This window comes from Streptomyces araujoniae, assembly GCF_050871195.1.
GTDB lineage: Bacteria > Actinomycetota > Actinomycetes > Streptomycetales > Streptomycetaceae > Streptomyces > Streptomyces bacillaris.
On sequence record NZ_CP194070.1, the window covers coordinates 1,753,034 to 1,765,587 of the forward strand.

The 12,554-nt window shown below is 68.4% G+C and carries 11 protein-coding genes and 1 riboswitch; of the genes, 2 read left to right on the forward strand and 9 right to left on the reverse strand.

Annotated elements, in window-relative coordinates; genetic code table 11:
- Positions 1 to 164: 164 nt before the first annotated feature.
- Positions 165 to 282, reverse strand: a riboswitch (SAM riboswitch).
- Between the two features lie 83 nt (positions 283 to 365).
- The 5 genes from trpD to ctaE form a co-directional block, all read right to left on the reverse strand.
- Positions 366 to 1,430, reverse strand: coding sequence for an anthranilate phosphoribosyltransferase (gene trpD, locus ACQ9ZG_RS07500; protein ID WP_499280156.1), 1,065 nt, complete (start codon positions 1,428 to 1,430; stop codon positions 366 to 368).
- 123 nt (positions 1,431 to 1,553) lie between these two features.
- A complete protein-coding gene (qcrB, locus tag ACQ9ZG_RS07505) occupies positions 1,554 to 3,200 on the reverse strand; it encodes a cytochrome bc1 complex cytochrome b subunit (protein WP_018486691.1) in 1,647 nt (548 codons plus the stop codon).
- Positions 3,197 to 4,249, reverse strand: a complete 1,053-nt coding sequence (gene qcrA, locus ACQ9ZG_RS07510; RefSeq protein ID WP_026237275.1) for a cytochrome bc1 complex Rieske iron-sulfur subunit — start codon at positions 4,247 to 4,249, stop codon at positions 3,197 to 3,199. The genes qcrB and qcrA overlap by 4 nt, the downstream gene beginning before the upstream one ends.
- Positions 4,246 to 5,055: a cytochrome bc1 complex diheme cytochrome c subunit gene (gene qcrC, locus ACQ9ZG_RS07515; protein WP_028415571.1), complete on the reverse strand. Its 810-nt coding sequence runs from the start codon at positions 5,053 to 5,055 to the stop codon at positions 4,246 to 4,248. The genes qcrA and qcrC overlap by 4 nt, the downstream gene beginning before the upstream one ends.
- A 55-nt stretch (positions 5,056 to 5,110) precedes the next feature.
- Positions 5,111 to 5,731: an aa3-type cytochrome oxidase subunit III gene (gene ctaE / locus ACQ9ZG_RS07520; RefSeq protein WP_026237276.1), complete on the reverse strand. Its 621-nt coding sequence runs from the start codon at positions 5,729 to 5,731 to the stop codon at positions 5,111 to 5,113.
- Positions 5,732 to 5,918: 187 nt separating this feature from the next.
- Here ctaE and ACQ9ZG_RS07525 point away from each other — a divergent pair, with 187 nt between their 5' ends.
- Entirely contained in the window at positions 5,919 to 6,320 is a 402-nt protein-coding gene (locus ACQ9ZG_RS07525; protein WP_018486695.1) for a DNA-binding transcriptional response regulator, read from the forward strand.
- A gap of 60 nt (positions 6,321 to 6,380) precedes the next feature.
- On the opposite strand, the gene ACQ9ZG_RS07530 is transcribed toward ACQ9ZG_RS07525, so the two are convergent.
- From ACQ9ZG_RS07530 to ctaC, 4 genes are all read right to left on the reverse strand, one after another.
- Positions 6,381 to 7,634 (reverse strand): L,D-transpeptidase, encoded by a 1,254-nt coding sequence (locus tag ACQ9ZG_RS07530; protein ID WP_109914983.1) that lies wholly within the window; start codon positions 7,632 to 7,634, stop codon positions 6,381 to 6,383.
- Positions 7,635 to 7,761: 127 nt separating this feature from the next.
- Positions 7,762 to 8,160, reverse strand: a complete 399-nt coding sequence (locus ACQ9ZG_RS07535; RefSeq protein WP_018486697.1) for a cytochrome c oxidase subunit 4 — start codon at positions 8,158 to 8,160, stop codon at positions 7,762 to 7,764.
- On the reverse strand, positions 8,157 to 9,893 hold the full coding sequence (gene ctaD, locus ACQ9ZG_RS07540) for an aa3-type cytochrome oxidase subunit I (protein ID WP_084996031.1): 1,737 nt from the start codon (positions 9,891 to 9,893) through the stop codon (positions 8,157 to 8,159). The genes ACQ9ZG_RS07535 and ctaD overlap by 4 nt, the downstream gene beginning before the upstream one ends.
- Positions 9,890 to 10,858 carry an aa3-type cytochrome oxidase subunit II gene (gene ctaC / locus ACQ9ZG_RS07545; protein WP_026237277.1) on the reverse strand — a complete coding sequence of 323 codons (969 nt, stop codon included), beginning with the start codon at positions 10,856 to 10,858 and terminating at the stop codon, positions 9,890 to 9,892. Before ctaC ends, ctaD begins: the two co-directional genes overlap by 4 nt.
- A gap of 271 nt (positions 10,859 to 11,129) precedes the next feature.
- On the opposite strand from ctaC, the gene ACQ9ZG_RS07550 reads away from it, so the two are divergent.
- Positions 11,130 to 12,512 (forward strand): cysteine desulfurase/sulfurtransferase TusA family protein, encoded by a 1,383-nt coding sequence (locus tag ACQ9ZG_RS07550; RefSeq protein WP_499280158.1) that lies wholly within the window; start codon positions 11,130 to 11,132, stop codon positions 12,510 to 12,512.
- Positions 12,513 to 12,554 lie beyond the last annotated feature (42 nt).

The window sequence follows — 12,554 nt, forward strand, 5'->3', positions numbered from 1 at the left end:
ATACGCGGCGGCGCGGAGATGGAAGGAAAAGAGGGTGCGCTGAAGAAGGGCGGTCAGCTCAGGGCGTGGAGAAGCCCCGGGACGAGCCCTAACGCATTCGCTTGCTCACAAGAGGCTCCCTAGGGACCAGGACCCCGGGGGCTGACGTCCAGTGGACGCCGAGGGGCCCGCGCTTGCCGCAGACCTCGCTGCCTACGGCCTGGTCTTCACCCGGGGCACCCCGCCACGGACGGAGGGTTGCCGGACAGCGGGCCGGGGCCGTAGTCGCTGTCACTCATGACCTGCGCAGTATCTTGCCATACGCACGGGGACGCGCAAGGGCGCGGTCCGGCATCCGGACCGCGCCCTGCGTCACATCCGGCGCCTCAGGCGTTGCTGGCCGCCACCCACCGCTCCAGGGCACGCTTGGCGGCCCCGGAGTCGACGGCCTCGGCGGCCACCTGGATCTGCGCCGCGATCCGCTCGGTCAGCGGGCCGGTCCCCGGGTCCAGCGCGACGAGCGCCGCCGCCGCGTTGAGCAGCACCGCCTCCCGTACCGCGCCGCCCTCGCCGTCCAGCAGCCGGCGGGCCACATCGGCGTTGTACGAGGCGTCGGCGCCGCGCAGCGCCTCGACGGGGACGATGGTCAGCCCGACGTCGCGCGGGTCGAAGGGCTCCTCGCGGACCTGCCCGTCGCGGACCACCCAGATCCGGGAGGTGGCGGTGGTGGTCAGCTCGTCGAGCCCGTCGTCACCGCGGAAGACGAGCGCCGAGTTGCCGCGCTCCGCGAGCACGCCCGCGACGATGGGCGCCATCCGGGCGTCGGCCACCCCGATCGCCTGGGCGCGCACCTGGGCCGGGTTGGTGAGGGGGCCGAGGATGTTGAACGTGGTCTGCGCCCCCAGCTCCCTGCGGGCCTTGGCGGCGTACCGCAGGGCGGGGTGGAACTTGACCGCGAAGCAGAAGGTGATGCCCGCCGCCTCCGCGACCTCCACCACCCGCTGCGGGGTCAGCTCCAGGTTGACGCCGAGCTTCTCCAGGACGTCGGAGGAGCCGCTCGCGGAGGAGGCGGCCCGGTTGCCGTGCTTGACGACCTTGGCGCCGGTCCCGGCGATGACGATCGCGGCCATGGTCGAGATGTTGACGGTCTTGGCGAGGTCGCCGCCGGTGCCGACGATGTCGACGGTGCGGCCGGGCACCTCGATGGTGTTGGCGTGCGCGTACATCGCGCGCACCAGCCCGGTGACCTCCTCGACGGTCTCGCCCTTGGCCCGCAGCGCGACCGCGAAGCCGGCGATCTGCGCGTCGGTGGCCTCGCCGCTCATGATGCGGTCCATCGCCCAGGCGGTCTCCTCGGAGGAGAGGTCCTCGCCGCGCAGCAGGGGGTTCAGCAGGCCGGGCCAGGAACGGTCCGCCACGCTGTCGCCGCCGCTCGGGGTCACAACGTTCATGGTCCGCTCCAGGGGGTCCACAGCCGGGAAAGATACGGCTCCACCCTATCCAGCCACCGGGACCGCGAAGAGCCCCGTCCATCGAATGGACGGGGCTCCCGCGGTGGCGATCAGTTCAGGCGATCAGTGGTGGCCGTGGCCCTCGGTGATCTCCTTGTACTCCTCGACGGTGGGCTTGGCGATCTGGCTGTTCTCGCCGTAGTAGCCCTTGCTGAGCCGGGCCCGGACCTTCTCTAGTACGGGGATCTTGCGCTTGACCCCGTTCTCGTCGACCTCGGGACCGAGTTCGAGCGGGGTGTACTGGTGGTGCTGCGTGAGCGTGTGCAGCTTGTCCTGGGAGAGCGGCTCGTGGATCTCCACGAACTCACCGTGCGGCAGGCGCTTGATGATGCCGGTCTCGCGACCGTGCAGCACCTTCTCCTTGTCGCGGCGCTGGAGACCGAGGCAGATCCGCTTGGTGACGATGAACGCGATGACCGGTCCGACGAAGAAGAAGATCCGGACGAACCAGGAGATGGCGTTGATCGACAGGTGGAAGTGCGTGGCCCACAGGTCGTTACCACCGCCGACGAGGCCGATGAAGTACGCCGTGATCCAGGCGACGCCGAGCGCCGTACGGGTCGGGGCGTTGCGCGGGCGGTCCAGGATGTGGTGCTCGCGCTTGTCCCCGGTGATCCAGGACTCCAGGAACGGGTACACCGCGGGCAGCGTGAGCACCAGTCCGAAGAGGACCAGCGGGATGAACACACCCAGGTTGAGCGTGTAGCCCCAGTGGCTGATCTCCCAGCCCGGCATCACACGGACCAGACCCTCGGCGAAGCCCATGTACCAGTCGGGCTGGGCGCCGGTGGACACCTGGTCCGGGCGGTACGGTCCGAGCGCCCAGATCGGGTTGATCGTGGCGATGGCCGAGATGATCGCGATGATGCCGAAGACGAGGAAGAAGAAGCCTCCGGCCTTCGCCATGTAGACCGGCAGCAGCGGCATGCCGACGACGTTCTTGTTCGTCTTGCCGGGGCCCGGGTACTGCGTGTGCTTGTGGAAGACCACCAGGATGAGGTGGGCCACCAGCAGGCCGAGCATGATGCCCGGCAGCAGCAGGATGTGGATCGAGTAGAACCGGGCCACGAAGTCGTGGCCGGGGAACTCGCCGCCGAACAGGAACATCGAGATGTACGTACCGACGATCGGCACGGACAGGATGGCGCCCTGGGTGAAGCGGACACCCGTACCGGAGAGCAGGTCGTCCGGGAGGGAGTAGCCGGTGAAGCCGGTGAACATACCGAGCACGAAGAGCAGGAAGCCGAAGACCCAGTTGATCTCGCGCGGCTTGCGGAAGGCGCCCGTGAAGAAGACGCGCATCATGTGCACGAACATCGCCGCGAGGAAGATCAGCGCGGCCCAGTGGTGGATCTGCCGGACCAGCAGACCGCCGCGGACCTCGAAGCTGATCTTCAGCGTGGAGGCGTAGGCCTCCGACATCCGGATGCCCTGCATGGGCTCGTACGGGCCGTGGTAGACGACCTCGGTCATGCTCGGCTGGAAGAACAGCGTCAGATACACACCCGTGAGGATGATGATGATGAAGCTGAAGAGCGCCACTTCACCGAGCATGAAGGACCAGTGGTCCGGGAAGATCTTGCGCATGTTGGCCTTGGCCAGGCCGTAGATGCCCAGCCGGCCGTCGGCCCAGTCGGCGACCCGCTCGCCCGCGGGTGCCTTGCGCTGTCCCGCCTGGTCGGCGGGCGGGGTGGTGGTCGCAGTACTCATCCGCGCTCCCAGAAGGACGGACCGACGGGCTCGTCGAAGTCACCGAGCGCCTCGAGGTTGCCCTCGCTGTTCACGCCGATCCGCAGCTGCGGAAGCGGGTGACCGGCCGGACCGAAGATGACGCGGGCGCCGTCGGAGAGGTCGAAGGTGGACTGGTGGCACGGGCAGAGCACGTGGTGTGTCTGCTGCTCGTACAGGCTGATCGGGCAGCCGACGTGGGTGCAGATCTTGGAGAAGGCCACGATGCCCTCGTGGGCCCAGTCGCGCTGGCGCTTGTCCTTGATGTCGTCCGGCTCGATGCGGACGATCATCAGGGCGGCCTTGGCGATCTGCGAGAGGAAGTCGTGCGAGTCCTCCTCCAGGCCCTCGGGCTTGGCGAAGGTCAGCGATCCCACGGGGACGTGCTCCGGACGGAGCGGCTCGCCCGTGTTCATGTTGACGAGCAGCTTGCCCTTGGCCCACATCGTGGTCCGCAGCTTCTTCTCCGGGAGCGGACCGAGGTCGCGCAGCAGCACCACACCGGAGAGCGGCACCAGGGCCAGCGCACCGAAGAGGGTCGTGCGGATGAGCTTGCGGCGGCCGATCGCCGACTCCTCGGCACCGGCCTTGAAGTCGGCGAGGACCTTCGCCTTGACCTCGGGGGTCGCCTCGATCGCGTGGCGCTCGTCGGCGACCTCGACGTCGGACATCAGGGTGCGCGCCCAGTGGACGGCACCCGCGCCGATGAAGAAGAGCGCGAAGCCGAGCGTCAGCCCCAGGGAGAAGTTGAGGGGGCTCACATGGCCGAAGGGCCAGATGTAGACGATCTTGTCCACGGGGAAGATGACGTACGACGCGATGAAGCCCACCGTCGACAGCATCGAGAGCGTGAACATGAACGCGACGGTCCGCTCGGAGCGGTTCGCGGCGCGTTCGTCGATGTCCTGGATACGCGGCTGGTGCGCCGGCAGCCCGGGGTCGGCGAACGGGTCGTCCGTACCCTCCACCGCGCCGTGCGCGGTCTCCTGCACTACGGGCAGGTTGTCTTCTGGAATCTTTTGGCTACTCATGACTTCTTGGCCTTAGCGGTGTGGGCCGCGACCCAGGCGGCGGCTGCGACGAGTGCGCCCAGCCCGAAGATCCAGGCGAAGAGCCCCTCACTGACCGGGCCGAGACCGCCGAGGGAGAGACCGCCGGGGCTCGCCGTCTCATCACCGTTCACGGACTTGATGTACGCGATGATGTCCTTCTTCTCCTGCTCCGGCATGGTCGTGTCGGGGAAGGAGGGCATGGACTGCGGGCCGGTCTGCATGGCCTCGTAGATGTGCTTCGGGCTCACGCCTTCCAGGCTGGGCGCGTACTTGCCGTTGGTCAGCGCGCCTCCCTGGCCGGTGAAGTTGTGGCACTGGGCACAGTTGTTGCGGAACAGCTCGCCGCCCTTGGCGATGTCCGCACCGGCCGGGTCGACCTGCTTCTCGGTCGGCGTGATCGGACCGGCGCCGAGCGACGCGACGTACGCCGCGAGCTGGTCGATCTCCGCCTGGGTGTAGATCTTCTTCTTCTTCGGTACCTGGGCGCCCGGCTGCTGCGCGGGCATACGGCCCGTACCGACCTGGAAGTCGACGGCGGCGGAGCCCACGCCCACGAGGGACGGCCCGTCGGAGGTGCCCTGACCGCCGGTTCCGTGGCAGCTGGCGCAGCCTACGGTGTAGAGCTTCTTGCCCTCGTCGATGGCGAGGGACTGGGCGGTTTCATCGGCCTGCGCCTTGCCCGCAGGCGCAAACGCGGCGTACAGCCCCCCGGTAGCCGCCAGCGCGAGGAGTAGTACGACGACCGCCGCCAGCGGATGGCGTCGTCGTGCGGAGAGCTTTTTCACGGATTACCCCGGTGTCAGGATCTTCTGCGTCGATGGTGGGTGGGTGCGAGCCCGGTTACTTGATCATGTAGATCGTTGCGAACAGGCCGATCCACACCACGTCCACGAAGTGCCAGTAGTAGGACACGACGATGGCCGCGGTGGCCTGGTCATGGGTGAACCTCTTGGCCGCGTACGTCCTGCCGAGGACCAGCAGGAAGGCGATGAGTCCGCCCGTCACGTGCAGTCCGTGGAAGCCGGTGGTCAGGTAGAACACCGAGCCGTACGGGTCGGAGGAGAGGGAGAGCCCCGCCTCCTTGACCAGCTCCACGTACTCCAGGACCTGGCCGCCGATGAAGATCGAGCCCATCACGAACGTCACGATGAACCAGGTGCGGAGCTTCTTCACATCGCCCCGCTCGGCGGCGAAGACGCCGAGCTGGCAGGTGAGTGAGGAAAGCACCAGGATCGTGGTGTTCGTGGCCGCGAACGGGAAGTTCAGGTGCCCGGCCATCTCCTTCCAGTACTCGGGTCCCATCACCGATCGAAGGGTGAAGTACATCGCGAAGAGGGCCGCGAAGAACATCAGCTCGGACGCCAACCAGATGATGGTTCCGACGCTGGTGAGGTTCGGCCGATTGACCGACGGGTGCGCGTGCCCGGTTTCTACTGTCGTTGCTGTCGCCACGACCGACATTATGTCGGTCGCTTATCCCGCCCTCACTCCGGGGGGTGCCGTTCGGTGTGTCAGCGCCGTGTGTCCTGCCCGAACGGCCCATCGAATCGGTGTCCTTACCGGTGCTGACGGCGGGTCGGTCGGAGTACGATCCGCGCATCGGTTCATGCCCCGAGAGCCCCGAAGACACAGATGTCACGGAGGAACAATGCAGGCGACCGCCACGGTCCTGGTCTACAGCGACGACGCCAACATCCGCGAGCAGGTGAAGCTGGCGGCCGGCCGCAGGCCCGCCGCCGACGTGCCGGAGGTGCGGTTCCTGGAGTGCGCGACGCTTCCGGCCGTGCTGGCGGCGCTGGACGCCGGCGGGGTCGACGTCTGCGTGCTGGACGGCGAGACGGCCCCCGTCGGGGGCATGGGCGTCTGCCGGCAGATCAAGGACGAGATCTTCCACTGCCCCCCGGTCCTCCTTCTGATCGGCCGCCCGCAGGACGCGTGGCTGGCCACCTGGAGCCGCGCGGAGGCCGCGGTGACGCTGCCGGTGGACCCGGTGGAGTTCTCCGAGGCCCTGGCGGCCCTGCTGCGCGCCCGGCTCTCCGTGGAGGCGTGAGCGTCCCCCGCGGACACGTGAGGAGCGCCCCGCGGTGCGGGGCGCTCCTGCCGTGCCCGGTCAGACGTGGGGCCGCAGGCGGGCCGCCTGGAGCGTCTGGGGGCTGTCCGGCACCCCCTCGTTGAGGGCACTGCCCTTCTGCCACTTCTCCCAGGGCAGGTTCCAGTCGCCGAACCCGTTGTCGAACGGGGTCATGGTCTCCCCCGCGCTGCCGACCACCTTGACGATGTCGCCCTGGCGCACGGTGTCGAAGAACCAGGCGGCGTTGCTGGTGCTCATGCCGGTGCAGCCGTGGCTGACGTTGGCGGAGCCCTGGGAGCCGACGGACCAGGGGGCGGCGTGGACGTACTCCCCGCTCCAGGTCACCCGTGCGGCGTAGTAGACGGGCAGGTCGTACGACTCCGAGGAGCCGGCCGCGATGCCGATGGACTCGCCGCGCATCCGTACGTAGTACTCCTTGGCGAGCACCACCTTGACGCCGTTGCGGGTGGAGAAGCCGGGCTTGCCGGTGGTGACCGGAATGGTGTTGATCACTTCTCCGTTGCGCAGGACCGTCATGGTGTGGGTCGAGGCGTCGGTGAGGGCCTCGACCCGGTCCCCGGTGGTGATCTTGAGGGGCTTGGCCTCGGCCCCGTAGAGGGCGTTGGTCACCTTGATGCCCGCCAGGTTGGAGCGGACCTCGATGGTGGCGTTGGCAGGCCAGTACTCCTGGGGGCGGTAGTGCAGCTTCTTGTCGTCGACCCAGTACCAGGAGCCGGTGGCGGCCGGGGTGGAGCGGACCTTGAGCGCGCGTTCGACGGTGGCGCGTGAGGCCTTGTCGGTGACCGGAGCGCTGAGTTCCGCCGTGATGGGCTGTCCGACGCCGTAGGTGCCCGCCTGAGGGCCGAAGGAGACCTTCAGCAGCTTCTTGGGCGAGGAGGTCTCGAAGGAGAGCGTACGGGTGCCCGGAGCGCCGTCCTCGTTCTCGGTGGCGACCCTGACGGTGTATCCGGTTCCGGCGGCCAGCGGGGCGGTGGAGCGCCAGCGGCGGCCGTCGGCGGAGAGCTCGCCCGCGAGGTGGCGGCCGCCGGTATCGACGGCGCTGACGTCGGTGATGCGGCTGTCGACACCCTTGACGGTGACTTCGAGCGGTTTGTTCGGATCGGCCTTCTCGTTCTTGGAGGGGCCGTTGAAGGAGACCTGGTCCCCCGCGTCGTACGGCTTCGTCGACAGCGGATGTCCGTCGGAGCCGCCACAGGCGGTCGCACCCGCGCCGAGGGTCACGACCAGCAGAGTGCAGCTCACTACGGTGCGGATGCGCGGCGTGTGGTTCATGACCTCACGCTAAGAAGATTCATCCGATCCAGCGCGTCCAGTGCCTCCGAACGAGCGAGGGGCCCGCGTCGCTTCCTTGCGACGCGGGCCCCTCGTGGGGTAGTGCGGTGGCACCCTCAGGCGGGTGTCACTGGGTGCGGTTCTCGCCGCGGTAGTACTCGAAGACCCAGCCGAAGAGGCCGATCAGGAGCAGCGGGGCGGAGAAGTACATCAGCCACCAGCCGAAGACGACGCCCAGGAAGGCGAAGGCGCCACCGACGGCCAGCGAGAGCGGCTGCCAGCTGTGCGGGGAGAAGAACCCCAGCTCGCCCGCCTCGTCGGCGACGTCGGCCTCCTTGTTGTCCTGGGCCATGGCGTCGACCCGGTTGGCCGTGAAGGCCAGGTAGAAGCCGATCATGACCGAGAGCCCGAAGGCCAGGAAGAGGGCCGTGGTGCCGATCGGCTCCTTGGACCACACGCCGTAGACGATGGCCATGCCGAGGATGAAGACGCTCAGCCAGATGAACATCTGTCCTTGGATCTTCACTTGCCTGCCTCCTTGCCGCCGGCGAGGGCCTTGTCCGCCCCGGAGTGGTGCTCAAGCTGTTCGAGCGCCGCGATCTCCGGGTGGTGCAGGTCGAACGCCGGGGATTCGGAACGGATCCGCGGCAGGGTGAGGAAGTTGTGCCGCGGGGGCGGGCAGGAGGTCGCCCACTCCAGCGAGCGGCCGTAACCCCAGGGGTCGTCGACCTCGATCTTCTTGCCGTACTTGGCGGTCTTCCAGACGTTGTAGAAGAACGGCAGCATCGACAGGCCGAGCACGAAGGACGCGATCGTGGAGATCGTGTTCAGCGCGGTGAAGCCGTCGGCGGCGAGGTAGTCCGCGTAACGACGCGGCATGCCCTCGGCACCGAGCCAGTGCTGCACGAGGAAGGTGCCGTGGAAGCCGACGAACAGCGTCCAGAAGGTGATCTTCCCGAGCCGCTCGTCCAGCATCTTGCCGGTGAACTTCGGCCACCAGAAGTGGAATCCGGAGAACATCGCGAAGACCACGGTGCCGAAGATGACGTAGTGGAAGTGCGCGACGACGAAGTACGAGTCCGAGACGTGGAAGTCCATCGGGGGCGAGGCCAGGATGACGCCGGTCAGACCACCGAAGGTGAAGGTGATGAGGAAGCCGACGGCCCAGAGCATCGGGGTCTCGAAGGACAATGACCCCTTCCACATCGTGCCGATCCAGTTGAAGAACTTCACACCGGTCGGCACCGCGATGAGGAATGTCATGAACGAGAAGAACGGCAATAGCACGCCGCCCGTCACGTACATGTGGTGCGCCCACACCGTCACCGAGAGACCGGCGATGGCGATCGTCGCGGCGATCAGGCCGATGTAGCCGAACATCGGCTTGCGGCTGAAGACCGGAATGACCTCGGAAATGATGCCGAAGAACGGCAGGGCGATGATGTACACCTCTGGATGGCCGAAGAACCAGAAGAGGTGCTGCCAGAGCAACGCGCCGCCGTTGGCGGAATCGAAGATGTGCGAACCGAATTTACGGTCCGCCTCCAGGGCGAACAGCGCGGCGGCCAGGACCGGGAAGGCCAGCAGGACCAGGACACCGGTCAGCAGGACGTTCCAGGTGAAGATCGGCATGCGGAACATCGTCATGCCGGGTGCGCGCATGCAGATGATCGTGGTGATGAAGTTGACCGAGCCGAGGATCGTGCCGAAGCCGGAGAAGGCCAGACCCATGATCCACATGTCGGCGCCGATGCCCGGCGAGCGGACGGCGTCGTTCAGCGGCGCGTAGGCGAACCACCCGAAGTCGGCGGCGCCCTGCGGCGTGAGGAAGCCGGCCACCGCGATGAGCGAGCCGAAGAGGTACAGCCAGTACGCGAACATGTTCAGCCGCGGGAACGCCACATCGGGCGCCCCGATCTGCAGCGGCATGATCCAGTTGGCGAACCCGGCGAACAGCGGCGTCGCGAACATCAGCAGCATGATCGTGCCGTGCATCGTGAACGCCTGGTTGAACTGCTCGTTCGACATGATCTGCGTGCCGGGACGAGCGAGCTCGGCGCGCATGAAGAGCGCCATGAGTCCGCCGATGATGAAGAAGGCGAACGACGTGACCAGGTAGAGCGTGCCGATGGTCTTGTGGTCCGTGCTGGTCATCCACTTGACGACGACATTGCCCGGCTGCTTGCGCCGGACCGGCAGCTCGTCCTCGTACGAGTCGTCTGCCGGTGCGGCACCCTGAGGTTCGTTGAGGATGCTCACAGTTGCTTCTTCTCCGCATTCCTGGCCGGGTCGGTCTGCTCGATGCCTGCCGGCACGTAGCCCGTCTGACCCTTCTCAGCCAGCTCCTTGAGGTGCTGCTGGTACCGCTCCGGGGAGACGACCTTGACGTTGAAGAGCATCCGGGAGTGGTCGACGCCGCAGAGCTCGGCGCACTTGCCCATGAAGGTGCCCTCCCGGTTGGGAGTGACCTCGAAGACGTTGGTGTGGCCCGGGATGACGTCCTGCTTCATGAGGAACGGCACCACCCAGAAGGAGTGGATGACGTCACGCGAAGTGAGGACGAAGCGGACCTTCTCCCCCTTCGGCAGCCACAGGGTCGGACCCGGGTTGCCGTTCTGGGGGTTGCGGGTGCCGGGGATGCCCGCGTCGTAGACGCCGGTGGCGTCCGCGGGGAAGTCCTTCTGGAACTTGTCGGGGATGGCCGCGAGCTCCTTGGGAACCTCGCTGCCCGCTGCGGGCTGGCCTTCCACCTTCTCGATGTAGTTGAAGGCCCAGCTCCACTGGTAGCCGACCACGTTGATGGTGTGGGCCGGCTTGTCGGAGAGTTCGAGGAGCTTGGACTCATCGCGCGCGGTGAAGTAGAAGAGCACCGAGACGATGATGAGCGGAACCACTGTGTACAACGCCTCGATGGGCATGTTGTACCTGGTCTGCGGAGGTACCTCCACCTTGGTCCGGCTACGCCGGTGGAAGAAGACGCTCCAGAGGATCAGCCCCCAGACAAGGACACCCGTGACGAGCGCTGCCGCCCACGAGCCTTGCCAGAGGGAGAGGATCCGAGGGGCCTCTTCCGTCACCGGGGTGGGCATACCGAGGCGGGGAAAATCCTCCCAGTTGTATGAACAACCGGAGGCCGTCGCCAGGACCAGGCCCGCAGTCAGCACCTGCGGCAGCTTCCGCCGCATCGGGCGCCGCGACGAGCGGTCGGAGCCGTTGGGACTCACGTAGCGCCTTCCCGAGAGTCTCGCCCGCACGGTCGGCGCGCCCGTCTCGCTGGTCGGTCGCCGTCCCTGACGCGGGCAGGGGTTTGGATGTTTATGCGGACCAAACCCTACTGGACGCTATTTGGGGTCGCGCGGGGAGGGTGCCCAACGCGCCGCCCGACTCCCCGAAGGGGTGGAATCCGGGCCTCCGGCCGTCATCTGACACCCCCTAGGACGGGCGGCCGGGCAGCCGGGCGCCGAGGTGACAGGCGGTGCGGGCTAGCGTGGCGGTGTGCCCTACTTCGACGCGGCCTCCGCCGCCCCCCTGCACCCCGTCGCACGTCAGGCGCTGCTGGCCGCGCTGGACGAGGGGTGGGCCGACCCCGCCCGGCTCTACCGCGAGGGGCGGCGGGCCCGGCTGCTGCTGGACGCGGCCCGGGAGGCCGCGGCGGACGCGGTCGGCTGCCGTCCGGACGAGCTGGTCTTCACCTCTTCGGGGACCACCGCCGTCCACACGGGAGTGGCCGGCGCTCTTTCGGGGCGTCGGCGTGTCGGCCGCCATCTGGCCCTCTCGGCCGTCGAGCACTCCTCCGTGCTCCATGCGGCGGCGGCGCACGAGGCGGCGGGCGGGACGGTGACCGAGGTGCCGGTGGGGCGGTCGGGGGCGGTGGACCCGGAGGCGTACGCCGGGGCGCTGCGGGAGGGCACCGCGCTGGCCTGCCTCCAGTCGGCCAACCACGAGGTGGGGACCGAGCAGCCGGTGGCGGAGGTGGCCGCGCTCTGCGCCGGGGCCGGGGTGCCGCTGCTGGTGGACGCCGCCCAGTCGCTGGGGTGGGGTCCGGTGGCGGGCGGCTGGTCGCTGCTGACGGCGAGCGCGCACAAGTGGGGCGGGCCGGCCGGGGTGGGGCTCCTCGCGGTACGGAAGGGGGTGCGGTTCGCGCCGCAGGGCCCGGCCGGTGAGCGGGAGTCGGGGCGGGCGCCGGGGTTCGAGAACCTGCCCGCGATCGTGGCTGCGGCGGCCTCGCTCCGCGCGGTGCGGGACGAGGCGGCGGCCGAGGCGGTGCGGCTGCGGGCGCTGGTGGACCGGATCCGGACCGCGGTGGCCGGGCGGGTCGGCGATGTGGAGGTGGTGGGCGATCCGGAGCGGCGGCTGCCGCACCTGGTCACCTTCTCCTGTCTCTATGTCGACGGGGAGACCCTTCTCCACGAGCTGGACCGGCACGGGTTCTCCGTCTCCTCCGGTTCCTCCTGTACGAGCAGCACCCTGGAGCCGAGCCATGTGCTCAGGGCGATGGGGGTGCTCTCGGAGGGGAACGTCCGGGTCTCGCTGCCGATGGGCACGGCGGAGGCGGATGTGGACCGCTTCCTGGAGGTGGTGCCCGGGGTGGTCGCGGAGGTACGGGAACGGCTCGGCGCCCCTGTGCCGGCGCCCCCCTCCCCCGCACCGACCCGGTCCCTGGTGGTCGACGCGCTGGGCCGCCGCTGCCCGATCCCGGTGATCGAACTCGCAAAGGTGATCGGGGAGGTACCGGTGGGCGCCACGGTGACGGTCCTCGCGGACGACGAGGCGGCCCGGCTGGACATCCCCGCCTGGTGCGAGATGCGGGAGCAGGAGTACGTGGGCGAGGAGCCGGCGGACCGGGGTGCGGCCTATGTGGTCCGCCGGCTCTCCTGAGGGCTGGGGAGTGTCCGCCGGACACTCCCCACCGGACGCTCC